Annotated in this window: 23 protein-coding genes and 2 pseudogenes; all 25 read right to left on the bottom strand. The window is 38.1% G+C overall.

The window, feature by feature from the left end:
* Positions 1–7: 7 nt before the first annotated feature.
* The gene (locus tag DWW10_RS03415) at positions 8–535 is read right to left on the bottom strand and encodes an LptE family protein (RefSeq protein WP_022392049.1); all 528 of its coding nucleotides are present in this window, start codon (positions 533–535) and stop codon (positions 8–10) included.
* On the bottom strand, positions 522–1,766 hold the full coding sequence (locus DWW10_RS03410; protein ID WP_118220814.1) for a sigma-54 interaction domain-containing protein: 1,245 nt from the start codon (positions 1,764–1,766) through the stop codon (positions 522–524). Before DWW10_RS03410 ends, DWW10_RS03415 begins: the two co-directional genes overlap by 14 nt.
* 1 nt (position 1,767) lies before the next feature.
* A complete protein-coding gene (pdxA, locus tag DWW10_RS03405; protein WP_022392047.1) occupies positions 1,768–2,865 on the bottom strand; it encodes a 4-hydroxythreonine-4-phosphate dehydrogenase PdxA in 1,098 nt (365 codons plus the stop codon).
* A 178-nt stretch (positions 2,866–3,043) separates the two neighbouring features.
* The gene (locus tag DWW10_RS03400) at positions 3,044–4,105 is read right to left on the bottom strand and encodes a DUF4837 family protein (protein ID WP_022392046.1); all 1,062 of its coding nucleotides are present in this window, start codon (positions 4,103–4,105) and stop codon (positions 3,044–3,046) included.
* A gap of 69 nt (positions 4,106–4,174) precedes the next feature.
* Complete coding sequence (rlmN, locus tag DWW10_RS03395) at positions 4,175–5,215, bottom strand: dual-specificity RNA methyltransferase RlmN (RefSeq protein WP_022392045.1); 1,041 nt, start codon at positions 5,213–5,215, stop codon at positions 4,175–4,177.
* A gap of 156 nt (positions 5,216–5,371) precedes the next feature.
* Entirely contained in the window at positions 5,372–7,510 is a 2,139-nt protein-coding gene (locus DWW10_RS03390; RefSeq protein WP_022392044.1) for a SurA N-terminal domain-containing protein, read from the bottom strand.
* A 120-nt stretch (positions 7,511–7,630) separates the two neighbouring features.
* The gene (locus DWW10_RS03385) at positions 7,631–8,887 is read right to left on the bottom strand and encodes a hemolysin family protein (protein ID WP_022392043.1); all 1,257 of its coding nucleotides are present in this window, start codon (positions 8,885–8,887) and stop codon (positions 7,631–7,633) included.
* 3 nt (positions 8,888–8,890) lie between these two features.
* Positions 8,891–9,553 carry an LPS export ABC transporter periplasmic protein LptC gene (gene lptC / locus DWW10_RS03380; RefSeq protein ID WP_022392042.1) on the bottom strand — a complete coding sequence of 221 codons (663 nt, stop codon included), beginning with the start codon at positions 9,551–9,553 and terminating at the stop codon, positions 8,891–8,893.
* 11 nt (positions 9,554–9,564) lie between these two features.
* Complete coding sequence (locus tag DWW10_RS03375; protein WP_022392041.1) at positions 9,565–10,884, bottom strand: tetratricopeptide repeat protein; 1,320 nt, start codon at positions 10,882–10,884, stop codon at positions 9,565–9,567.
* 38 nt (positions 10,885–10,922) lie between these two features.
* Positions 10,923–12,185, bottom strand: a complete 1,263-nt coding sequence (bamG, locus tag DWW10_RS03370; protein WP_022392040.1) for a BamG family beta-barrel-assembly machinery protein — start codon at positions 12,183–12,185, stop codon at positions 10,923–10,925.
* On the bottom strand, positions 12,172–12,903 hold the full coding sequence (locus tag DWW10_RS03365) for a type III pantothenate kinase (RefSeq protein ID WP_022392039.1): 732 nt from the start codon (positions 12,901–12,903) through the stop codon (positions 12,172–12,174). The genes bamG and DWW10_RS03365 overlap by 14 nt, the downstream gene beginning before the upstream one ends.
* 65 nt (positions 12,904–12,968) lie before the next feature.
* Positions 12,969–13,433, bottom strand: a complete 465-nt coding sequence (gene ndk, locus DWW10_RS03360) for a nucleoside-diphosphate kinase (protein WP_022392038.1) — start codon at positions 13,431–13,433, stop codon at positions 12,969–12,971.
* A gap of 125 nt (positions 13,434–13,558) precedes the next feature.
* A complete protein-coding gene (locus tag DWW10_RS03355; RefSeq protein WP_022392037.1) occupies positions 13,559–13,987 on the bottom strand; it encodes a DUF5958 family protein in 429 nt (142 codons plus the stop codon).
* Positions 13,988–14,103: 116 nt separating this feature from the next.
* The gene (locus DWW10_RS03350; protein ID WP_022392036.1) at positions 14,104–14,424 is read right to left on the bottom strand and encodes a DUF1493 family protein; all 321 of its coding nucleotides are present in this window, start codon (positions 14,422–14,424) and stop codon (positions 14,104–14,106) included.
* A gap of 66 nt (positions 14,425–14,490) precedes the next feature.
* The gene (locus DWW10_RS03345) at positions 14,491–14,763 is read right to left on the bottom strand and encodes a hypothetical protein (protein ID WP_022392035.1); all 273 of its coding nucleotides are present in this window, start codon (positions 14,761–14,763) and stop codon (positions 14,491–14,493) included.
* A gap of 71 nt (positions 14,764–14,834) precedes the next feature.
* A complete protein-coding gene (locus tag DWW10_RS03340) occupies positions 14,835–15,383 on the bottom strand; it encodes a hypothetical protein (RefSeq protein WP_022392034.1) in 549 nt (182 codons plus the stop codon).
* A gap of 1,533 nt (positions 15,384–16,916) precedes the next feature.
* A complete protein-coding gene (locus DWW10_RS03330) occupies positions 16,917–17,330 on the bottom strand; it encodes a hypothetical protein (protein ID WP_147350456.1) in 414 nt (137 codons plus the stop codon).
* 350 nt (positions 17,331–17,680) lie between these two features.
* Positions 17,681–18,184, bottom strand: a complete 504-nt coding sequence (locus DWW10_RS03325) for a hypothetical protein (protein ID WP_118420833.1) — start codon at positions 18,182–18,184, stop codon at positions 17,681–17,683.
* Positions 18,147–19,289, bottom strand: a pseudogene (locus DWW10_RS26220) (RHS repeat-associated core domain-containing protein); the annotation flags it as partial. The gene DWW10_RS03325 and the pseudogene DWW10_RS26220, both read right to left, overlap by 38 nt.
* A 181-nt stretch (positions 19,290–19,470) precedes the next feature.
* Positions 19,471–19,953 carry a hypothetical protein gene (locus DWW10_RS03315; protein WP_147350455.1) on the bottom strand — a complete coding sequence of 161 codons (483 nt, stop codon included), beginning with the start codon at positions 19,951–19,953 and terminating at the stop codon, positions 19,471–19,473.
* Positions 19,954–20,128: 175 nt separating this feature from the next.
* Positions 20,129–20,569: a hypothetical protein gene (locus DWW10_RS03310; RefSeq protein WP_118420831.1), complete on the bottom strand. Its 441-nt coding sequence runs from the start codon at positions 20,567–20,569 to the stop codon at positions 20,129–20,131.
* Positions 20,570–20,573: 4 nt separating this feature from the next.
* Positions 20,574–21,971, bottom strand: a pseudogene (locus DWW10_RS03305) (RHS repeat domain-containing protein); the annotation flags it as partial.
* Positions 21,972–22,190: 219 nt separating this feature from the next.
* A complete protein-coding gene (locus tag DWW10_RS03300; RefSeq protein ID WP_118420829.1) occupies positions 22,191–22,736 on the bottom strand; it encodes a hypothetical protein in 546 nt (181 codons plus the stop codon).
* Positions 22,717–23,223 carry a hypothetical protein gene (locus DWW10_RS03295; protein ID WP_118420828.1) on the bottom strand — a complete coding sequence of 169 codons (507 nt, stop codon included), beginning with the start codon at positions 23,221–23,223 and terminating at the stop codon, positions 22,717–22,719. Before DWW10_RS03295 ends, DWW10_RS03300 begins: the two co-directional genes overlap by 20 nt.
* The coding region (locus DWW10_RS03290) for an RHS repeat-associated core domain-containing protein (RefSeq protein ID WP_147350461.1) at positions 23,193–23,688 on the bottom strand (496 nt) is incomplete at its 5' end. The genes DWW10_RS03295 and DWW10_RS03290, both read right to left, overlap by 31 nt.

The raw sequence follows: 23,688 nt of genomic DNA, 5'->3' as shown, positions 1-23,688 counted from the left end.
CCTACTCCTACCAGTTAGCTACGGTTGCGTTAAATATTTGTTCCGTTATGTCTTTCACCATCAGTTTTATTAACTCATCCTGTACTTCGGTCAGCAATTTGGAAGAGTCATAAGTCTGGAAAGCGGAGAATTGTTGGTCAGTAAAATCGTCTTTGTGATCCGTATTATTCACAAAAGAAACCTTCACAGTCAAGGTGACTTTTACTTTTGAAGAATATCCACTGGCATCCACCGCTTCGTTATATTGATTATAACCGGTAATCTCGCCATCAATTTCAATATCGGCATTGCCATTCACAAGTGATAAGCGGGTCTGACGTATGAACAAATCTTTCAATCCCTGATTAAATTCAGTAGCCAGCGGAGCATAAACATACTCTGCACGATTCTGGAAATCAGCTATCGAAACTGTTTTTACCTTGGAGTAATCAATCGAACTAATCGGTGCCAGTCCTACTTTAATACTACACGAATTTACTATCAGTAACACGCTCAACAACAATGCTGTCGAAGCTATTTTTTTAATCCAATCCATATTCTTTAATCTTTCTATATAAGGTACGCTCGGAAATATTCAGATCCTTTGCCGCACTCTTGCGTTTACCATGATGCTTTTCCAAGGCTTTTCGTATCATTTCTTTCTCCACTTCATCCAAGGAGAGAGATTCTTCCACATATTCTTCCGTGTCTTGTATGTCATCATCAATATCATGAGACGACTTTATGGAAGGATGAATGATGGTAGGCACACTCTGAGAAACCGGAGTTACCACAGCAGGCGGTTGGGCGAAATAAGTAGCAGGCACAGCCGGAGCAGCAGCTTTCCCACGTTCAGTCATGATCTCATGCACCAGCTTTTTCAATTCCGTCACATCCTGGCGCATATCGAAAAGAACCTGATACAGGATTTCCCGCTCACTTTCAAAACTCTTGGATTCCTTCACACCAAACAAAGCGGGAAGGCGTTGCATACTATTCTGCGCCGGCAGGTATCCACTCAAAATGGCAGCATTGATTTCACGGTTAGTTTCAATGATGGAAATCTGTTCCGTGATATTCTTTAACTGCCGTACATTACCGGGCCATGAATAAGAAATCAATAATTGCTTAGCATCTTCCGTCAACTGGATGGCAGGCATACGATACTTTTCAGCAAAATCTGAGGCAAACTTACGGAATAACAGGAATGCATCCTCTCCACGCTCACGCAGAGGGGGTACCTGAATAGGTACAGTATTCAAACGGTAATACAAATCTTCACGGAAACGTCCCTCGGAAATGGCCTGTGTCAAATTAACATTAGTAGCTGCCACAATGCGCACATTGGTTTTCTGCACCTTAGACGAACCGACTTTTAGAAACTCACCACTCTCGAGTACCCGGAGCAGTCGAGCCTGCGTAGGCAAAGGCAATTCTCCCACTTCATCCAGGAAGATTGTTCCACCATCCGCCTCACCAAAGTATCCTTTCCGCTCACCGATGGCACCGGTAAAGGCTCCTTTCTCGTGACCGAATAATTCCGAGTCAATGGTTCCTTCGGGGATGGCACCACAGTTCACAGCAATGTACTGACCGTGCTTACGCCTACTGTATTGATGAATGATCTGGGGAAAGCTCTCCTTACCCACACCACTTTCTCCGGTTATCAGTACAGACAGGTCGGTAGGCGCTACCTGAATGGCAACATCTATCGCACGCATCAATGCTTCATTGTTACCAATGATGCCGAATCGTAATTTTACTTGTTGTATTTCCGCTTTTGTCATTCTATAAATCTTCTTCCACACTATCGAGTTTCAGCTTATCGCTGTCATCACGCTTTTCGTAATATTGTTTTCGTAAGGGGTTGGCATGTGCTTCCTTATCGCGCAGGCGATTACGGAATACATCGATAGCCACATAAATGGCCTGACGGAAAGAGTCCTCACTGGCCAATCCTTTTCCTGCAATATCATAGGCAGTACCATGAGCCGGTGAAGTACGTATCACGGGCAATCCGGCAGTATAGTTCACACCTTCATCCATTGCCAGCGCCTTGAACGGAGCCAATCCCTGATCGTGGTACATGGCAAGCACTCCATCGAAATGAGTGAAATTACCTGAACCCATGAAACCGTCAGCCGGATATGGACCATAGCACAATATGCCTTTTGCAGCCATTTCTTTCAATGCCGGAATAATAATCTCTTCCTCTTCTTTTCCCAGCAATCCTTCGTCGCCCGCATGCGGGTTCAGAGAAAGCACAGCTATACGCGGTGCACCGATAGCAAAATCCTGCTTTAATGAATGATTGAAGATAGCTAATTTCTCCTGTATCAGTTCTTTCGTTATAGTCGATGCAATCTGGCTGACAGGAATATGCCCTGTAACCAAAGCCACCCGAAAATCATCTTTCATCAGAATCATCAGTGACCTGGCACCATCGCCCAAACGTTCTTCTATATATTCCGTATGACCGGGAAATGCAAAAGTCTCCGACTGAATGGTATGCTTATTGATAGGAGCAGTAACAATCACATCGACCAGCCCCTCCTTGTATTCTTCAATAGCTCTTTCCAGTGCTCCGAGTGCAGCCTTTCCGGCTTCGGGATCTGCTTTCGAAAATTCCACCTTCACTTCATCATCCGTACAGTTCACTACGCTCAGACGGTTATGAACCGCTTCTGCAGCAGAATTCACGATACTGAAGTTTGTCGGCAAATCGAGTGACTTACGATGATAAGCAGCCACTTTAGGCGAACCATAAATAATAGGTGTACACAGTTCCAACATAACAGGGTCAGAGAATGTCTTCAAAATAACCTCATAACCCACGCCGTTTATATCTCCTTGTGTAATGCCGACTCTTATTTTATTATCTTCCATTTTTCAATATATATATATCATTTTTAGATGAGGATGCGTCAGGAGTCCCAGTGATAACTTTTCATCCGCAGATTACGCGGATTACACAGATTCATTAAAATCCCAATCTGCGTTATCCGCGTAATCTGCGGATGAAAAATATTTCTTCAATAATGATTCTCCTTATACATTCTCAATATTATTTTTCTTGATCAGCAGTTTGAGCTTGCTCTTTCTTCACCCCCAATGGTATCTCTGCACCTGTCTGCTTATCACCCGGAACTCTCAATGTATAAAGAGATGCTTCCATCTGACGCATCAGATTGCGTTTCAGTTTATCAGGTGAATAAATGAAGGCTTCTACAACAATGATACGCTGGTTCACCGGATCCAGACGCATGTGCGATACATACGGACCACCCATAAAATCACCTTTCATACGCCACAAGCCACGAGCTTCCAGTGCATATTCTCCTTGAATGTTGAGAGGACGTACATCAGTCATCAAGGTATCAGTAGCCATATACATACCTTCCTTAGCACCCGGAATGTTAGCTTTCATAACAGAGTCACGCATCTGCACAAAATACTCCTTGGTAAAAGTATTCTTGTCTCTATAAGGGAAAGAGTAAATGACAAAGTTCTGATCAGCGGTAGCTGCATTCGTACCTGCCCAGAAGAAGTTTTCTCCTTGCTTGGTGGAAGAAAGCTCTCCCGGTACCCATATATCACAATCAAACATACTCTTTACCTTTGTCGTCACATAATCATTATGTTTCTTTTCCAGCTGTGCAATCTGACGGTTCATCTCTGCACGCGTAAAGAAATCAATAATGGTCTGCTTGTTTTCCGTCACAAATGTCTCGAATGAAGCTTCATCAGGAGCCTGTATCGTCAGGATAGTCTGCGGAGATGCATATACATCCTTCGCATATTTAAATTTAGGCTGAGTATAAATATCCTGCACATCAGCAATGATAATATTGCGAATCAGCTTTAATGTAGCATCATAATTTGCCGGAGAAGTGTACATCATGCGGAATGAACGCTCAGACTGGGGAAGCCCCGGCACATCCGTATCAAGTACATCATAAAGCGCCCTACCGGCAGGACGTTCCCACATAGCTGGATCTACTACTACCAGGATTTCATACGCACGACCACTTGAAGTCGCACCAAACACGCCCTTCTTACCGCTACTACATGCGGAAAAGGCTATTGCTACAAGAGCTAAACTTAGATAAAACAGGTGCTTTCTCATATACTTACCAGTTAATGTTTTTACAAAACTACGAAGAATACGTATATCATCCGAGCCAAAGTTAATAATTTATATTAATTCTTGTTTATTCTCTTCCTGTTTGGCAGTAGAAAGCATACCACAGGCAGCGAATATATCTTCACCTCTGGAAGCACGTATCGTAGTAAACAAACCGTGGGAAGTCAGGTAATCACGGAGTTTAGTCATCGTTTCCATATCCGCCCCTTCCAGGTCTACCCCGGGAATGGCATGAAAACGAATTAGATTGATACGGCAATCCAGCCCGCGCAAGAGTTTCAATAATTCTTTAGCATAGAGCAACGAATCATTCACGCCCTTAAAAACAATATATTCAAAAGATAGTCTACGCTGTTTACTAAAATCATAGTTTTTTAACAAGTCTACCATTTCTGTAATGGAGAAAGCCTTCTCGGCAGGCATCAATTCCCGGCGCTGCAAAGCAACCGGAGAATGTAGGCTGACGGCCAGATGGCACTCAGATTCCTCTATAAAGCGTTGAAAACCTTTGCGCAGACCAACTGTAGAAAGAGTAATCCGTTTAGGACTCCATCCATACCCATAGGAAGCAGTCATAATTTCCAAAGCTTTCAGTACCTCATCCAGATTATCCAGAGGTTCTCCCATACCCATCATTACCACATTGGTCAGCTTGTCCCTTTCAGGGAGAGAATTGATCTGATTGATAATTTGGTTGGCAGTCAGGTTAGCGGTAAAGCCCTGCTTGCCTGTCATACAGAATTTGCAATTCATCTTGCATCCCACCTGGGACGAAACACAAAGTGTGGCACGGTCTTCATCCGGAATGTAAACCGCTTCAACAAAATGTTTATCCCCTGCCCGATACAAGTATTTCACCGTACCATCCACCGAGCGCATAGCTTCCACAGGTGCATCTGCTCCCACTTCATAGACATCTTTCAGAAGGTCCCGGTGTTTTAACGACAAGTTGGTCATGTCATCTATGGAATTCACTTTCTTGTCATACAGCCATGAAGCTATCTGCTTAGCGGCAAATCCGGGCATTCCCAGTCTCTTCACCGCCTCTTGCAATTCAGTGAGTGTTAGTCCTAAAAGAGTTTGTTTCGGCATAATTATCTATCAATCTATCCAATTTATCTTTGCAAAGGTAGGAATAAAGTTGCATAAAGGCAATTACAGACACAGAAAATGAGATACAGCCCCTAAAGAAAAAGCCGTCTGATATTACATCAAACGGCTTTTCTTATATTATTATTCTGTAAATTCTTAGAAGAACAAATAACGACTGTCTTTCACATCAGCCTTCAGATACAGGTCGTTGAGGAACTGACTTGCCATGCGGGCATGCATATTCTGCAACGTAGCTTCTTCTGTTTCCTGATTGAAAGTCTCATTCAACTTTTCTTTAGCATACGGCTGAAGAACGAATACACCGCCATTACCTTTAATCGGAGCACTCAGTTTATTCAGTTCAGCAATAGATGCATAGGCACCTACCAACGGTTCGCTGGCACGTAATGCCGGAACATAAGCAGGAGCTGCAAAAGTCACGTGCTTCACAGAGTCGCTTACTGCTTCAGCCATAGATTTGTATTGGTCGAATGAAGTTGCACCGACAGCTTTCATATCAGCCATGATCTTCTCAGCTTTCTTGTCACGGATCAATTCCAGTCTCAATTGGTCTTTTACCAAAGCCAACGGACGGTAACCTTCCGGAATAATAGCAGACACAGCTACAACCAACATACGGTCGCTTTCACCACATTCATACAAACCGGATACTTCACCTGGTTTTGCAGAGAAAGCCCATCTTAAAGCTTCCTTAGTACCTCTGATACTACCGATACCATGCTCAGAGCTATACAAGTCATTTCTATCCAACAGTTTATATCCTGCATCTTCAGCATTAGCTACCATCTTTTCCAAAGTCGGATTAGCAGCGATAAACTGGCTGAAATCATTGTATGCCTTACCATAAGTTTCCTTACTGAATTCTACCGGACGCTTGATAACAGCTACCTTATATTTATCTTTAACAGCTTTCTTATCCATTACCTGCAAGATAATGTTTGCCTGTGCCAAAGAAAGGTTAGCCATTTCATTCTTACCAAGAGTAGTAACAGTATTCACATACTTCAGATTGTCACCATCCAACTGTGCACCTTCATAGTTAGCAGAAGAAATCCAGGTAGACTCACCTGTCTGACCGTACTTCTTAGCAATCTCTGCAAAGTCAGCACCACCCTTGATAGCAGTATAGATACTGTCAGCCAAAACCTTGGTCTTAGCAGCATCCTCAGCCACTACCTGTATCTGACGATACTGAACAGAGTCCGGCATAGAAGCTGTAGCCAATTTCTTGAATGAATTGATTGTATTATCTGTTGCATTGTAGTAAGGACCATATACGCCACCTACGGCAACAGAGTCCAGACGAGCAACTACATCAGTAGGCAATGCCTTAGAAGTATAATACAAATCAATATAAGGAACTTCTGAACCTGCTGCACGAACCAGAGTAGAATAATCACCCGGAGTACCTGCAAGCTGTTCTGTATATTCCATAACTTCCTCTTGGATAGCATTTCTATCCTCAGGACTTGCAGTTACCTGTACATCAATGAACTTGATGTTACGAGTTTCTACATATTGTCTGAATTGTTCTTTCTTCTTGTCGTAAGCAGCTTTCAGGTCTGCATCTGTGATGGTTACTGTTGAATCTTCAATAGAAGAATAAGGAATAGCAGCCAGCAACAAATCTGATTGATCTACTCTTGCATCGAAAGCAACCTGAGCCTCTACCGGATTAGAGAAAAGAGACTTGGAAACCAAAGCCTGATATTTCTCTGCCAGACGAGTCTGAATCAGTTGTTTTTCCAGGAAAGACCAGAACTTGTACATAGACTGATAATATTCAGCGTACTGTGCCGGCATCTGGGCTGTATTCATCTTAGAGTAATCCACCAGGAACTTCTTCAACATATCTTTATCAAAAGCACCGGTTTGCGGGTTACGGAACGGAGTTTGTTGCAGCATCGGGTGTACACCTGCATCGATGATTGCCTGAATTTCTGCTTTAGAGACTGAAATACCAAGTTTCTTCGCTTCGTTTTCAATCAACTTATTGTTAACGTAGTTTCTCCAAACTTCATCTTTAATCTGATTGTTTTCTTCATCGGTAAGTGCGCTTGTACCTCTCGAGAATTTCACAACTTCAGTATATTCTTCTACCAAGCTCTGATAATCCTGAGCGGAAAGTGCCTCTCCGTTAACCTCTCCTACATCATGTGACTGGTGTGGCTGCAATACCTTCCAAGCATCTCCTGCAATGAAAGCGAACAGCGCCAAACCAATAACAATCACCAATAAGGGTCCTTTAGACCGAATGTTTTGTAATGTTGCCATTTTAGTTAATATGATTTATTTGTTTATTATTATTTCTCCAAACTTCATTTTAGCGCACGAAGATACAAAAAATGCTAATACGCATCTATTTATTCTTTAAAAAATTACGCCATTCTGTTATTATTCCACCACTTTCAGACGTACCAACTCTATTTTTGTGGCCGTAACCTTAATAATTTTAAACTGAAATCTATCAATCGTCACTACTTCATGCAATTTCGGGAAACTCTGATAACGATTCAGAATCAATCCGCCTACCGTCATATAATCATCTTCTTCCGGTAGATCCAGATTGAATGTCTCATTCACCTTTTCTATTTCCAAGCGACCGGAAAGTACATATTCATCCTCTCCTATCTGTTTGCATACATACGAAGTGTTATCATGTTCATCTTCGATATCACCGAATATTTCCTCCACCAAGTCTTCCAACGAAACAATGCCGGACGTACCGCCAAACTCATCCACCACCACAGCAATGGTTTTCTTCTGCTGCATAAACAGCTTCATCAACTTATGTGCTGCCATTGTTTCGGGTACAATGGGTACTTCTTTCACATTATTCCGCCAATCGACAGGATTACGGAACATTTCAGATGAATGAATATATCCTACTACATTATCTATATTTCCGTCATAGACTATAATCTTAGAAATACCGGACTCTACAAAAAGGCTCTTTAATTCTTCCAGAGAAGTCGTCAGATCCACAGCAACCACTTCTGTACGTGGCACAATGCAATCGCGTATCTTAATGCTGGAAAAGTCGAGTGCATTCTGAAATATCTTCACTTCGGTATCCAGTTCCTCTTCATCTTCAGCATTATCAATGCTGCTCTGAACAAAATAATCCAAATCCACTTTTCCAAAAGCCTTATCGGATGCCTCCTTGTTGATCTTCATGCCAAACATGCGCAAAAAAAGATAAGACAGCCCGGAAGCCAGTTGAGAAATCGGATATAAAGCGACATAGCAGATGAGCAGCGGAAAAGCACAGACTTTCAACACAAGATTAGGATTAATCTTGAATAAGGTTTTAGGAAGGAACTCACCTGTTACCAGGATAATAAGTGTGGAGATGACTGTTTGCAACAACACTTCCACAAAATCATTGGAGATTAGATCTCCCAGTAAATGTACTTTGATAACTTGCGCCATGAGGATACCATAAATAACCAGCGCAATATTATTACCTACCAGCATGGTAGATATGAAGTTATTTGAATTACGGAAGAAATAAGAAAGGATGCGTGAAGTCACCCCGTCCTTACGTTCCATTTCAAAACGTAGTTTATCTACGGAAACAAAAGCAATCTCCATACCCGAAAAAAAGGCGGAGAAGGCCATAGTAATCAATAAATAAATATAGGTATCCATAATTTATGGTTTGATACTATCGGTCCGCACACTTCCAGTTTGCACACTATCGGTTTGCAAGCTATCTGCAGGCGCTGTGGCATCATCATCCACATAGAAAATGCCTTCCGGCTTTCTTATTGTATAAATAGTCATTTGCTCATTGGAGTCAAAGCCATGTCCCGTGATGATCCGGTCAGGCTGCTCAATACGGATAAACTGGTCGGAATAGATAGTGTGCTTGTTCTGGTCCCAATATAACAAGTCAGTCTCAAACCTTTCACCTTTCAGATTCTGAATATCCACATTGCTCATCAGCTTCCACAGCTTTTGCTTCTCATAATAATATGCTGTATCTGCCTTTACACTCGCCTCCACGTTGAATACCGAGTCGAATTTCTCCAGATAAACACCTTTTTCAAATGCCCAATAGGGCGGATTTTTTCGGTCGAAGACCAGCCACTCTTCCGTATTGATACGATAACGGGTGACACCCGAATCAGAGATCAAAGTCATAACTCCTTTCGTATCCATCACAGGCAATGAATCACGCTCTGTTATAGCATCTCCCATATCCTTATGACGTCCGGAACAGGCGGAAAATAAAAGAAGCATAACCACTGCCCCATAGGCAATGGTTATGCTCAAACTTCTACAAAATAGAACGTTACTTCGTCTTGGTAACATATTAATATTTCTTATCGAACCGTTGTGCTTTCACCGATCCAACCACCTATTGTAACGCGGTCTCCAGCTTTAATACCTAACATAAAGAGGTCTTCAGCTTTCGGTGTATAACGTGCATACGTTGAAATCAATTCGTTTGCCTTATCAGCTACACTCGGATCTACGGCTTTAGCACGTTGCAACTTATCAATAACAACGAAGTATGTACACTTATTCAAAGCAGACTCGTCATTCCAGTTCGGGCTGGAAGCATAAAGCTGTGCAAGCAAGATGTAAGCATCTCCAAAGTTTTCCTTGAAACCAATGGCTTTCTGCAAATAGCTTCTCGCCTGTGACAATTTCTTACTATTAAACAAAGATGCAGCAACAATATAACATAACTGAGCTTTCTTTTCAGAGTCGCTTTCAAGACTTAATGCCTCATCAAAGTATTTGATAGCTGTATCAAAGTCACCTTTCTTATATGCCATATATCCACATCCTGTAGCAGCGTCAGCAGTAGGATTGATCTTATACATATAATAAGAAGCTTGGAAGTATGCTTCGCTTTCAGTACATTTCATCATCTTCATGACAGAAATAGCCTTCTTCAAATAAGCAGAGTCTGTTTGATTAGCTTCAACTTTAGGACCATAAATACCCTGCAAAGATTCACAATCAGCAGTACCACTATTGATAAACATGGCTACAAGGTTATCTTTTACTTGTTGCAAAGCTTGTTTCTTAGCCGGATCATTTTCTGCAGCGATAGCAGCATCAACATATTCAGAATCTGTCAGGTAATCTTGGATAAATTGTTCCTTATGATTAGGATCAGCCTTCAACTTATTCAAAGACATATCCAGAAAATAGTGCAAGATAGGACTCTTGGAACCTTCTTTTTCTGCTTCAATAGACTCTTTCAACCATGCATAAGCTTGATTTACATCCACGTTAGGTGCATATGCAATGTAGCTGATAGCCTTACTTCCTTTCGTATCACCTACAGTAGGCGTACCTTTCAAATGTTGGAAATTAGGTGTATATTGCATTCTCAGATCATATACTTCCATTAATTCATCAAAATACTTCTTGTAATCAGCAGAATTACGATCTTTTATTTCATTTAAGAAAGCCGACAATATTTTAATACCGTCATTAAAAGTATAAAACTTCAATGTCGGACATGCCTTCAATACTTCTTTCCACGGCAAATAAGCATCCTTAAAATTACCTGCTCTCACCGCTTCATGAGAAATACTACTGTTTTTATTACAATCTTCAGTCTGTGCGAAAGCGCTGGTTACTCCACCCGAAAGGAGCAAGACAGCTACAAGCGTTTTAATCTTCATTGTATTTAAATTTTAGTTGTTATATTGTCTATTCTTCATTATTGCACTTTACGTTTCCAGAACCATTGTTCATTGAATGTCACGCCAATACAAAGACGCAATGTGTTCTCATTCAAGAATTTACTTTCCGTACCTTGCATTCTCACATATTGTGCTGAGATGCTCAATACAGAACGGCTACGTGGCAAAGGCAATCCAAAACCGGCAGTTACTCCGTACTCATTCGCAGCACGTGCCCCATCTATCTTATAATAAGGTTTGGAATAATAAGCTCCCAAACGATATTTAATATGTGAGAGATAGCTTCTTCCTAACAAGTTAGGAACATACTCTGCACCCACAGCAATCTTGGCACGATTACAGAAAGCATCCGGATTATTCATAAACGTCGTACTACTCCATTTCTGAAACATCACATCCGCCCCCACTGTAAGACGATCATCATATACATATGTCACACCGGCACCCAATGTCATAGGAATGCCCATTGTCAAGATTGTATCTTTTTGCGATGTAGTATACCCTGTTGAGCTATTACCCTTCTGATTTTGTACATACGCCTCATTATTCAAGTCATGTCCCGGTGAAAAAACAACACCTAAAGTAGCAACATGCTTCTTGCTGAATTGGTGTGTATATTGTGCACCGAAATCAAGTTTATAACTTGTAATTTCCATGCCCGTAGCTGTAATCAAAGGCATTACAGTCGAATTAGACGGAAATGACTGACTACGGGTATGTGTGATATCCCCCCAAAGATACGAAATATTCGCACCAACAGAAAGATTTTTAAATATTTTAAAACCTGCACCCAAATAAAGTTGATGTAAGCCACCTTCACCGGCATAAGTCGTACTGGCAGAATTCTCCGGATATTCCGTGTTTTCCTGATAACTGGCCATTGTATAGCCAACGTTAGAATAAGGCAACAACCCTATGCTCATCGCTCCCCATTTGGAAAGACGGAATTGCATAGTGATATAGTCAAAACTGGAGTTTTTAGCATTCTTTTTAACAGTCCCATCACTGAAGTTGGTATTCTGCATGGAAATACCCCCATCAAACATAAAAGTCAACGAATCGACCGCCGTATAGGATGCCGGATTCGCAAAATTAGTCTGATACTTGTCACGTAAGCCATAAGCAATGCCACCCATTGCCTTACTATTACCCGACCCTTGGTCTGCCAGCTGTCCGTATCCGTATCGTGTATAGGGAGAATTTGTATTATTTTGAGCGACCGTCGCCCCAGATAATATCGTGAGCAAAAGCACCAAAAGTGTTTGTCTAAATCTTGTCATTATTATAGTTTAAAATTCGATTTAATCCTTTCAACACTAAAAATCTGTCTGCAAAGATGATACTTTTTAAGTTTGTATCAAAAGAAAAATCATCCCCGCCCGTTAAAAAAACCAAAAGTTCAGGATATTTATGTTTCATAGCCATTATGTAACCCGAAATTTCATATTCCATACCTTTCAGCACCCCAGCGCGGATGGCAGTCTCAGTATCCTTTCCCATCAGGAGTTCACGCCCTTCACGTTGCACCAACGGCAAACGTCCGGTAAACTGATGAAGTGCACGAAAACGCATTTGCAAACCGGGTGAAATATTCCCGCCGTGATAGCGTCCTTCAGCATCCACAAATTCGTACGTAATACACGTGCCGGCATCAATCACCAGAATGTCTCTACCTGGGAACTGTTCGTTAGCAGCTACCACAGCCGCCATGCGGTCATAACCCAATGTCTGAGGAGTCTCATACAGGTTTTCCACCGGAAGCGGAGTCTTTTCATTCAGCCAAAGCACTGGTATAGGAAGTAATGCTAACTGCGCCAGCACCTGTTCGCTCAGGTCTATTACAGTTGCAACAATCGCCTTTTCAAAGTGATACTTATGATAAATATCTTTCAGATGCTCCAAATTCTGCTTGGAGTCATATACCACTTCTAAAAGTGAAAAGCCGTCAAAGACAGCTACTTTTGCTACCGTATTTCCAATATCAATAACGAGATTCACTGAATACTGATTATTTTTCCGGGCGCAAAGATACTATTTTAATTGAATTGGTTTTCTTTTTTCTATCAATATTCGTCATTAGCGTAAAGGAAGTCGAATGTAGCTTGATTATACTCAAATATTTCTTCCGGTTTAAAAAATCTTTTCAACTCCACTTCTGCTGCTTCAAGCGAATCGGAGGCATGCACTATATTCTCCTGGAAACTCATGCTGTAATCTCCACGAATAGTACCGGGAGCAGCCTTCCTGCCGTTGGTGGGACCTGTCAGTGTTCTTACAGCTTCAATCGCATCCACTCCCTCAAAACAACACACAATGACCGGGCATGCCATCATTGAATCCTTCACGCGCTGAAAGAACGGCTTTGCACTTAAGTGGGCATAATGCTCATTGAGTATTTCATCCGTCAACTGCACCATCTTCATACCGGCTAAACGTAAGCCTTTGCGTTCAAATCTATTTGTGATCTCACCTACCAAACCTCTTTGCAGGGTGCATGGTTTTAAAATGACCAGTGTTTTCTCCATCATAATAGTCGATTCTTTTTTTAAAAGTTATAAAACAACTCTTTCCCAAAAATACGACTTTTCACTGAAATACGCTCTTCATTGAGTCTTTTTTATGTATATTAGAGGCAAAAAGGATAAATAAGCAATTACTTAATCATAGAATTCAAAAGATTAATCTTCTTATCATCAGACAAATCCCAATACCACCATTTATCTGGATTATCCCTTTCTTGTTCATATCTACGTCTATAAGCTATTTTAAATACAGACAGCAACAAAATAACAACTTTCCTCAATTCATTATTAGGCAATTCTGCAATCTTATATAAATTAGAGTTCTCCACCCCTTTTTTAAGTAAAACGCAGGGTGTATAAGTCGGTTTTAATCTACTACACAAAATAGCAGGTTCAATATCTCCAGTTTCAGGTCTTGACTGAATTATTAAAGTAACAAGCCCATTTATGAAGGTTCTCTTGTCATTGTTACACAAATTATCAAACAAAGATACTAGCCGATCTGTATCAATAATATCCTGTCCATACTGATTAATCAAAATTTCATATTCTAATTTCATAAATCATCCAAGAAATGATAGTTTTCAACATTAAATTTATGTTACACAATATCCAAAAAACAAAAGAGTACAAAAGAGTCACAAACTTAAAAACTACATCTTTATCTTTATTAATATTACTCCATTTTATGACTCTCCATAGCGTCAAGCAAATCCTTAATTGCCATTTTCTTCTTTAAAGGAGAACTTACATATTTATAGAAAAAAGAGAAAAAAGGTCCTAAAGCACCCTCTGCCTCAAAATATTCATCCAATTTAAATTTAGAGACATCCACATTAAACTCTTGCCCAAAGGCTAAGATAAACTCTACAGCATCATCGCCCGTAATTCTTAAGTCGCATTCTAACAAAGTCGTTTCTTTCAATTCTTCAACATACAGAAAGCCCTGTTTGTCAACAAACAACTTCAACAAGTTAAGATTTTCACTTCTCATCATAATAATACTGATTTACGATTAGTAATCTAACAACCCTCTTAGTTTATAGAATATTTACGGAAAAAGCTAGATATCCATATATGCTCTAATAATCTTATCGCAAATAGATTTCAAGCCTTCAACATGCTTCATATCAGTAGAATCAAATCCGCGACCTAATTCATTCGCCAGAATCTGAGATAAATATTCAAACAACGATTGATCGTTCTTCATTACTTGTATTATCTCAGGTATATAACCAGCATATTCATCTTCTGCAATAGTCTCACCGACACCAAGAGGATCCCAATCTGCCACGATTTTATTTATTGTATCAAAGGTTTTCTTTACATCATTCATTTTATTCAAATTTAAAAGCATTTATTTTGATATAACCGAATCTAACATTTAGCAAAACAAAGCAGCCCATCTTACCTTACCATAAAACGCCCCATTGTAAAATACCAGTTTTCAGAAGGCAGTTTTTCGTCTCTTTGCCATTTTCCTTCCGTGGATAAGAGTATCTTCTTGATAAGTCCATCATAATCAAATTTAGAATTATCATATCCTCCCCTTTTTATAATTCTTATTTCCCGTATTTTAAGTTTATCATTAAAGAGGATAGTATAAAGACAAGAACCATTTACTTCATCACCATTATAATTAGCCCAATAAAGACTATCTTGATATTCTCTTAAAGACTCATTTCCACCTACGTAAGATATATCTGTAGATACCTTTTGAAATTCCTTTTTAATGTAATAGAAGACAGCATGTTTAGATGACTTAGTGGTATCTAATATTGATTTACATACAGGCAAAAAAGTCTCAACTTCAAAAAATGTACTACTTTGTACCTCTTTCTTATAAGGGCTGGTATCACTTGAGTAGATAACACTTTCATTCACTATTTTGCTTTGCCCATATAGCGATGCGGAAGCCATCATCAATAAAAAAGAAAATATAAATTTAATAGCCATATTCTTACCTTTTTAATGTTATTCCATATCTAAACTCGTCATATCGCCAAAATCGAATGAACTTATCGATGCCCATACAACCTTAACATACATACAATCACCAAGAAATTTACGACTGTAAATATAGGCAATATAATAGATATTTCGAAAAGAGAATATAAAAGAAATATAGTAACACATAAACAAACAGAATAGAAGAAACATACTATTAAAAACAGAATATCACAATTAGGATTCCTCAAGATTACTTTCAATAGAGATATTGTCAGCAGAATTACTGCAGCAATTATTGCACCTATAGACTGAATCGAAAGAAGAAAAATTCCTTGTAAACCCCAATACAAAGGCAAAATAATGTTTAATATATTTCTTTTTATCATTATCTATTTCTTTCTATTACATACCCTCGTAGATTATTTCAATTCATAATAAGCCTATTCATTGTTGACAATGGCAATGAATAAAAAATACACCAATAAAAAAATGTTGTAATAGCTATGAGTATAAACTCTATTATACAGAGATTTTTATTGTAACTCCCAAACGAAATAAAACGTTCTATTACAAGAACTATTACAGATAATATTATTATTAAAAGCGAAATTACATTTCCTATAGCCCCTTGGTTAACTCCACTGATAAATGGCATAGAAAAAAGATTATCTATAATTAATATCAGTGAATAAATAAGAATAGGAGTCAACCTTACTTTCTTTATTATTCTAATAAAATCATTCATCTGTTTTCATTTTTTTTATGCGTCGCATATATTGTTTATTTGGATTGTTTTTAATGATCTCTTTAAATGAAATACTTGGAACAAGATTTCGCAAACATTTAATACCCTGTTCAGCCAGATAAAATATTCGACTGAACAAAATAATAAAGTCCAAATGATAATTTGTTTGTACTTACCATAAAAACAGCTGTATCACAAATGGGAAAATGCATACAATATAAATTAATATATAGAATAAGACTTCTAACTTTCTACGTTCTTTATATATTAAACACACAAATAGTATCTCAAAAATAGTATAAATAATAGCTGCATAGCACAAAAATAAAGCACCTCCCAATCCATTTCCACCTTGTGCTATTTCTATCACTTTACTATAATATCCCCACACAAGAAGATACAACAATGATATTATACAAAAAAATATTTTTTTCTTCATTTCCCATCCTCCTTCAATGCCCATGAATCACCATTCCCTATATATACCTTTAATCACACTTTATTTACGAAATCAAAAGAGCAATAATTCACAGAAGCTTACTTAATAATACTTTTCCGCCATCAGGTGTACAGAACTCTCTGTTATCCAAAGATACATAACCTTCTTCCGTTAATAACCACTTGGCTGTACCATCTTCATAGATCACATTACTGCATTAAGTTGTTAGTTAGCCCCTTTCTATTATCCGCCACAATGTCTTGCTGAAGGATAAAAGTTCTTTTACTATTTCGAATTTTCATAATTATATTCTCCTCCTTTCCTTGCACTTAATCTTCACTTAAAAAGGAAAACACTACTTCTCCTCCGATTTCCCATGATTTTTGCCCTTGATTTTCAATAAGAAATCAAAGAAACCATATAACAATATAGCTGATAACTGCAAGAAGATATAATATACTCCACCCTCAAAAGCTTGTGGATATTCATAAATCTTGTAATAAATACTACTAAGGCCTATATCAGGAAGTAATGAATAATAAAAATTCAGATAATCAAGTGCATAAAGCACGGTAAACAATCCCAAAATTAGAATTAGGAACCAACACCAAAGCCGCTTCCAACCCAAAATTAAGTAAGCGGCCAAAGCTGTTACTATAAGTTGCACACAAAAGCCGGTAAATATCCAAATAAAATCCGTATCTGATCGTAAATACATCATTACAAAGGTCACAGGATTAGTCATATTTCCTATTGTATATAAGCTCATGTGTATATGTATTAACACAATACATATAACTAATAATAATCTAAAAAAAGAAGACCCATTTTTCATATTCTAAACACTTATAAGATTTTAAAGCTCCCCTGAGAATCAATATACAATAAAGAGTATATCCACAATTCCCAAGGAGAGCCATTTATCCATTACACTTATTTCGCAAGTACTAACTACAATCATATCCTAATCGTTTTGACATTAGAGTAAGCTTTTAAGTCAAAAATCACCCAAAAACTGACCAGACTAATTGTTTATAGTAAAGGTCAGGGATATGTAAGATTAGCAGATTAAAAATTCAAGACTTGATACAATCAAATAGAATATCCAATCGAACGAGATCAGTTGTCAATATATAAATATCCTGATTCACAAGCAACATTTACAAGAATTTTATTTCGATATAAAATATCAATTAGGTATTTTTCTTCATCATATGATAATTCAAAGGCAATAAAACCATTATCATCAAAAAAGTGAGAAAGTAGAGTATCAACATTTCCTTTATAGATAGAATCTATTAGAGGTTGAGGTGTTACTATATCTTTTCTTAATTCATAAAAAGTTGCACTATCAATGTTTAAAACTCCTGAATCTTTTAAAGTTCGTAAAAATTCATCTGGATATTTCATTTTTAAGACAATGTCATTTGATCTTAATACCATACGATAAATAGAATCTTGGTATTTTACACTTAGAGCTTTATAAGGCTCATTACCATTTTCTTTTGCATGTTGTTCTTTGGATTTTCTATTTATATACATACATGCAGTAAGAATAAAGGCAATTCCAGTAATTAGAATAATTTTACTCCAATAGTGTTTTAGGCACTTCTCTTCCTCCATATTTGGTTCTTTTAGGATCTCCTGTTTTCATTCTTATTTTATTTTCTGTATTAATTGCACGTACTTCAATCAACAAGACACCATTCTCTGTTATTTCCCTAGTCATTGTTCCTTGATCTGCATCATAAGAATGTTGCAACTCATGACTTAGTCCTACCCTCGGAGTTCTTTTCTCTCCGCTAGGTTCTATTTGAATATAGGGATCGTATCTAACAGTAGTGCCTTGTGAAATTCCCTTGGCAGCTTTCTCTTTATCAACTTCTGTTAAGTTACCTTTTCTTCTATCCTCCACCATTGTAATTTGATGAATATTTTCACTGTCCTCCAATTTTAAAATTATTTGAGCAACAGTTTTATCATCTTTCTTCAATTGTGCTAAATCAGCTTTTACTGTTTTTTGGAACTTTGTATCGTAACCAAATCTCGATTTTATATAATCAATTAATCCATTGGGATTGGGGCTAATGACTATACTATCTCCATTCACATCGATATTACCAACTGGATTATTTCCTCCATACTGATACGATGACATTGAATAATATTTCTCAGCAAATCTATCTGTCGTAGTAAATCTCCCCAGCGCCGCATCATACTGTCTTGCCCCATAGTCATACCTGTTCAGCCCCTTCTTTGTATCCAGTTCCTTACCATTATACTTATAAGGCTGCACATTCTCTTCACTTGCAAAGACACCTCCGAATGGATAATAATGATTGATTTCTTCTATGCCACCATTCTTGTTAACCAGTACCCGGTTGTTTCCCTGATGGTCCTTCAGGCAATAGTGATATTCCCGGTCGTCTAAAGAGACATAACCTTCTTCCGTTAATAAACACTTGGCTGTGCCATCTTCATAGATCACATTACTGCAGTAAGTTGTCTGGGTAGCGCTACTTCCTATCTTATGTTCCACGCGGAGCTTTGTACCATCTGCCGCATAAGTATAAGTAATAGTACTCTGATCCTTAAACTTTACCAGTCTTGGCAAATTTAAGCAATTGTATTGAATATCCTCTATACCTTTGTTTAAATCTTGTGTTAAATTACCATTGGCATCATAAGCATATTCATTATGTAATTTTACTCTATCTTTAAGTTTAAAATTGTTTTAAGATGTGGAAGGGATGTAATCTAATAATTTTAAATAATATTTATATGCACAAAAGAAAAGAATAATAAGATTTGCCCTATCTCTACATGCAGAGACAGGGCAAATTTAGATTAGAAAATTAAAACAGCCGAATAATATTCTTTTCGTAGAAACACCCGCTGCAACGAGAAAGTTAGAAAAGACGAGTAACATACCAATACACATACCATTCTTTATGTTCAATAATCTTATGCCACATTCCGGTAGTATTATTCAGAATATCTATAAATAACTTCTTGTAACATTCTTCCTTTCTCAAAAAATGAGGAGGCAACTGTCGTACTTCTATTATATTTAAATTCTTGTCGAATAAAATAGAGAATACTATACGTTGATTTAGTTCAACGTTATCATATCCTTCTTGATTGTAATAGAATCTTTTCACATAGTTATCCAATGAATCCTTTCCTGCATTGAATTCCACACCATATGCAATATAAGCTATGACTTTTTGACCTTCTAATGTTATATATTCTACTGTTTTCCCATCATCCAGCAACCTATCAACAGGATGACCATCTACATCCTCTATATAATGGGTAACACCCCCCTGCGACATACATATCGTAGGAACTATAAATAAAAAGATGTGCAATAATAAACATTTAATAATCATATCCTAATCGTTTTGAGATTAGAGTAAACTTTTAAGTCAAAAAATCATCAAGAAAAAACCCTGACCAGACTAATTATTTATAGTAAAGGTCAGGGATATGTAAGATTAGCAGATTAAAAAATCTAACACTCCGTTCAGCCAGATATAATACCCAGCTGAACGAAATTATCAAAGACTATTTATTCGAACAAAATTCTTGTTCTAACTCCATCTTATATTTAAAATAAATCTGACATGCAGACTTTTTCACATCTACCAGTTGTTCATAGTGCATATCATCAAAAACCAATTCATAATACCCCCAAACAGCTTCTCTATAAGGGTACTTTTCATCTGTATAATAAAAAGCTTTATAATACCAAAAGGAAGGGATTTTATTATCAATGACTTCAAAAAGCGGATAAGGATATGCCGAAATATATCCTCCATCATCTATCAAATAATCCAAGGCTCCTTCACCAAACAGCATACCCATCACTAGAAATTCTTTACCAATTTCCAACCCGAATTGCGTATGTTCAGTAGCCCCAAATCGGCCTAATTGTCCTTTCTTTAAAGACTTATATTCATACTTTTTTATACTCTTTCCCGTATTATTAATACAACGTACTTTCATAAATCTATTTAAATTTAAAATCATCAACTGCTTTTAGAACATCTCCTTCCCATTTCCCTACATAATGTATCACTGTTTTATTTCCATCTAATCCAGTATGTACATATTGCATTTTTCTCCAACCCAACCAACGTGGATCATTTATAGGCTCCATTCTTTCAATTATTTCACCAGCAGCAGGATTTGCTAGAATTTCTTGCATCGCTAATTTTTCTGTTAGATTTCTCGAAATAAACCTACCTGTGTTTCCAAGTCCTAAAGGACGCAACAACGGATTCACTTTAGTCATCACCCTCCCGAGTATCCACCCTATAGCTTTACCGAGCAGAGGTCCACCAAGTTCACCTGCACCATTCCAAACTAAAAATTCTCCTATCGGCCTTGCAATAGCATCCGTCCCTCGCGCTACAAGTCCATTGAACAGCCTTGACTTTGAAGCCTCCGATAACAGACTATTCTCACCAAGAAAAAGGTTCTGCAACTTAGGGCTGGAAGCAATCAAATCAAAAGTATTGACCGGCTTATTGGCTACAATACCACCATTCTCATAGTAATTGACATACCGGTTTTTACTTATTTCTATAGATACGGAAGATCCGACCCATGTCCATCCTTCAGCAATGTAGCCACCTCTTTCAGCCCAATGATAATTGCCGTCACTATCCTTATACCAATCTGCTCCCGTAGGATCTATCCTATTTATAGGATCACCTCCACAATAAACATAAGGAGAGGTCGGGTAATACTTTTCAGATGAAGGATCTACCGTAGTAAAGATTCCCAGCGCCGCATCATACTGTCTCGCCCCATAATCATACCAGTTCAGTCCCTTCTTTGCATTCAGTTCCTTACCATTATATTTATAAGGCTGCACATTCTCTTCACTTGCAAAGACACCTCCGAATGGATAATAATGGTTGATTTCTTCTACGCCACCATTCTTGTTAACCAGTACCCGGTTGTTTCCCTGATGGTCCTTCAGGTAATAGTGATATTCCCGGTCGTCTAAAGAGACATAACCTTCTTCCGTTAATAAACATTTGGCTGTACCATCTTCATAGATCACATTACTGCAGTAAGTCGTCCGGGTAGTGCTACTTCCTATCTTATGTTCCACGCGGAGCTTTGTACCGTCTGCCGCATAAGTATAAGTAATAGTACTCTGATCCTTAAACTTTACCAGTCTTGGCAAATTTAAGCAATTGTATTGAATATCCTCTATACCTTTGTTTAAATCTTGTGTTAAATTACCATTGGCATCATAAGCATATTCATTATCCTGTTTCACAGCATCTTTAAATTCGAATCCACCACCATAAGCAGAAGCTGTAGAGGCATCATCCACACGGTTCAGCTGATTACCGGTCAACTTCATCGTAAGGTTACCAATCATACTGTAAGATATTATTATTTAAACAGTATTATTGAACAGCCTTTTGTACCGTATAATAAATGGTGTTCCAGCTCGTTATGACAAGTGATATAGTCCAGATAGGAAATCCCTATCTCTGCAAATATTCATATTCAGAGATAGGGACAAATTAGATTAGTGGATTGAGAATCTTAGAACTCGATACAGTCGGATAATAATATCGAACGGAACGATACTACATAGATTTTGCTAATCTTCGATTTTTTTTAATTTAAATATTTCCAGATAATCAGGATCTTCATACTTTTTTGTTTCGAAAAAAAAACCACAGACTAAAACCTCACGGATTTTCTTTCTCCAAATATATATGGACAATTGAAATGCTAAGTTATAATAGACTTTATAGTGTCTAAAGTTTATCCCAGGTGCAACACTATAATAATCCTCATCTATATAATCTAAATGAAAAAGATTTAGTTGCAAAAATCGTTCTAAGTCCATTCCAATAAGTTCATATCCCTTAAAAACAAAGCTTTTGTGGCAACCAAATCCTGAAATCTTAGTTAGTCCTTTCTCTGTCCACACCCTAAAGCTTTCATCAAAAAACATATATAATGAATAATACTTCCCTCCATTATTTTTATTTCGAATTCGGTGCCTCTCTACAGTATAAGGAAAAACAAGTTGCTCCCGCACATCCTCTCCAAATTTAAAGAATGCAGTTACTCCTTTCTTATTGTCTGCCACAATTCCCTGCTGAGGGATAAAAGTTATTTTACCGTTTTGTGTTCCCATGACTATGTTCCTCTCCTTTATTTTTAAATTCTCCATCTTCACGAATATGTCTCTTTTTATTTTTCATCCTATTTCGATCTCTCCTACTCAAATTTTCATTTTGTAGCTTATTGTCCAGTTCTCCCATTTTCTTCTTTGCTTTTTCCATAGCTCTTCCACTATCCCCATGCTTTTCATTTTTCTTACTATCAGTAGCCTCTTTCACATAAGCAGGAGACTCATCTCCTTGAAGAAGTAGCGGAATCGTTAATATAAGAGCACCTGAAGAAAGTGAAACACCCTCCATAGCTGGTGCAACAAGACCTCCAACTGGAATGGGTAATTCAATAGCATTCCCCATTTCGAATTGACTGCTTCTTTCTTCTGTAAACAAAGAAGCGCGAGGAGCAGCACCAGTAATAGCATCCACATCTGGAGCTACCAGAGGATTACCAGAAGTTACAGCAGGTGCTATTTCTATAGATGAATGGGACTTAAAGGAGTCCATCCTTCAGTGACATTAGTTCCCGCTTTGACCCAATGATAATTACCATATTCGTCTCTATACCAATCCGCTCCTGTAGGATCTATCCTATTTATAGGATTACCTCCACAATAAGCATAGGGAGAAGTCGAGTAATACTTTTCGGATGAAGGATCCAACGTAGTAAAGACTCCCAGTGCCGCATCATACTCCCTCGCCCCATAATCATACCAGTTCAGCCCCTTCTTTGTATCCAGTTCCTTACCGTTATACTTATAAGGCTGCACATTCTCTTCACTTGCAAAGACACCTCCGAATGGATAATAATGGTTGATTTCTTCTACGCCACCATTCTTGTTAACCAGTACCCGGTTGTTTCCCTGATGGTCCTTCAGGTAATAGTGATATTCCCGGTCGTCTAAAGATACATAACCTTCTCCCGTTAATAAACACTTAGCTGTACCATCTTCATAGATCACATTACTGCAG

This window comes from Bacteroides intestinalis, from assembly GCF_003464595.1.
GTDB lineage: Bacteria > Bacteroidota > Bacteroidia > Bacteroidales > Bacteroidaceae > Bacteroides > Bacteroides intestinalis_A.
The sequence above is the reverse complement of the archived record's forward strand: the minus strand, read 5'-3'. Positions and strand labels throughout refer to the sequence as shown.

What these genes read in the sequence shown, in the direction of transcription:
- DWW10_RS03415 (WP_022392049.1), bottom strand. Translation starts at nt 535, where the DNA reads ATGGATTGGATTAAAAAAATAGCTTCGACAGCATTGTTGTTGAGCGTG.
- DWW10_RS03410 (WP_118220814.1), bottom strand. Translation starts at nt 1,766, where the DNA reads ATGACAAAAGCGGAAATACAACAAGTAAAATTACGATTCGGCATCATT.
- pdxA (WP_022392047.1), bottom strand. Translation starts at nt 2,865, where the DNA reads ATGGAAGATAATAAAATAAGAGTCGGCATTACACAAGGAGATATAAAC.
- DWW10_RS03400 (WP_022392046.1), bottom strand. Translation starts at nt 4,105, where the DNA reads ATGAGAAAGCACCTGTTTTATCTAAGTTTAGCTCTTGTAGCAATAGCC.
- rlmN (WP_022392045.1), bottom strand. Translation starts at nt 5,215, where the DNA reads ATGCCGAAACAAACTCTTTTAGGACTAACACTCACTGAATTGCAAGAG.
- DWW10_RS03390 (WP_022392044.1), bottom strand. Translation starts at nt 7,510, where the DNA reads ATGGCAACATTACAAAACATTCGGTCTAAAGGACCCTTATTGGTGATT.
- DWW10_RS03385 (WP_022392043.1), bottom strand. Translation starts at nt 8,887, where the DNA reads ATGGATACCTATATTTATTTATTGATTACTATGGCCTTCTCCGCCTTT.
- lptC (WP_022392042.1), bottom strand. Translation starts at nt 9,553, where the DNA reads ATGTTACCAAGACGAAGTAACGTTCTATTTTGTAGAAGTTTGAGCATA.
- DWW10_RS03375 (WP_022392041.1), bottom strand. Translation starts at nt 10,884, where the DNA reads ATGAAGATTAAAACGCTTGTAGCTGTCTTGCTCCTTTCGGGTGGAGTA.
- bamG (WP_022392040.1), bottom strand. Translation starts at nt 12,185, where the DNA reads ATGACAAGATTTAGACAAACACTTTTGGTGCTTTTGCTCACGATATTA.
- ndk (WP_022392038.1), bottom strand. Translation starts at nt 13,433, where the DNA reads ATGATGGAGAAAACACTGGTCATTTTAAAACCATGCACCCTGCAAAGA.
- DWW10_RS03355 (WP_022392037.1), bottom strand. Translation starts at nt 13,987, where the DNA reads ATGAAATTAGAATATGAAATTTTGATTAATCAGTATGGACAGGATATT.
- DWW10_RS03350 (WP_022392036.1), bottom strand. Translation starts at nt 14,424, where the DNA reads ATGATGAGAAGTGAAAATCTTAACTTGTTGAAGTTGTTTGTTGACAAA.
- DWW10_RS03345 (WP_022392035.1), bottom strand. Translation starts at nt 14,763, where the DNA reads ATGAATGATGTAAAGAAAACCTTTGATACAATAAATAAAATCGTGGCA.
- DWW10_RS03340 (WP_022392034.1), bottom strand. Translation starts at nt 15,383, where the DNA reads ATGGCTATTAAATTTATATTTTCTTTTTTATTGATGATGGCTTCCGCA.
- DWW10_RS03330 (WP_147350456.1), bottom strand. Translation starts at nt 17,330, where the DNA reads ATGAGCTTATATACAATAGGAAATATGACTAATCCTGTGACCTTTGTA.
- DWW10_RS03325 (WP_118420833.1), bottom strand. Translation starts at nt 18,184, where the DNA reads ATGGAGGAAGAGAAGTGCCTAAAACACTATTGGAGTAAAATTATTCTA.
- DWW10_RS03315 (WP_147350455.1), bottom strand. Translation starts at nt 19,953, where the DNA reads ATGATTATTAAATGTTTATTATTGCACATCTTTTTATTTATAGTTCCT.
- DWW10_RS03310 (WP_118420831.1), bottom strand. Translation starts at nt 20,569, where the DNA reads ATGAAAGTACGTTGTATTAATAATACGGGAAAGAGTATAAAAAAGTAT.
- DWW10_RS03300 (WP_118420829.1), bottom strand. Translation starts at nt 22,736, where the DNA reads ATGGGAACACAAAACGGTAAAATAACTTTTATCCCTCAGCAGGGAATT.
- DWW10_RS03295 (WP_118420828.1), bottom strand. Translation starts at nt 23,223, where the DNA reads ATGGACTCCTTTAAGTCCCATTCATCTATAGAAATAGCACCTGCTGTA.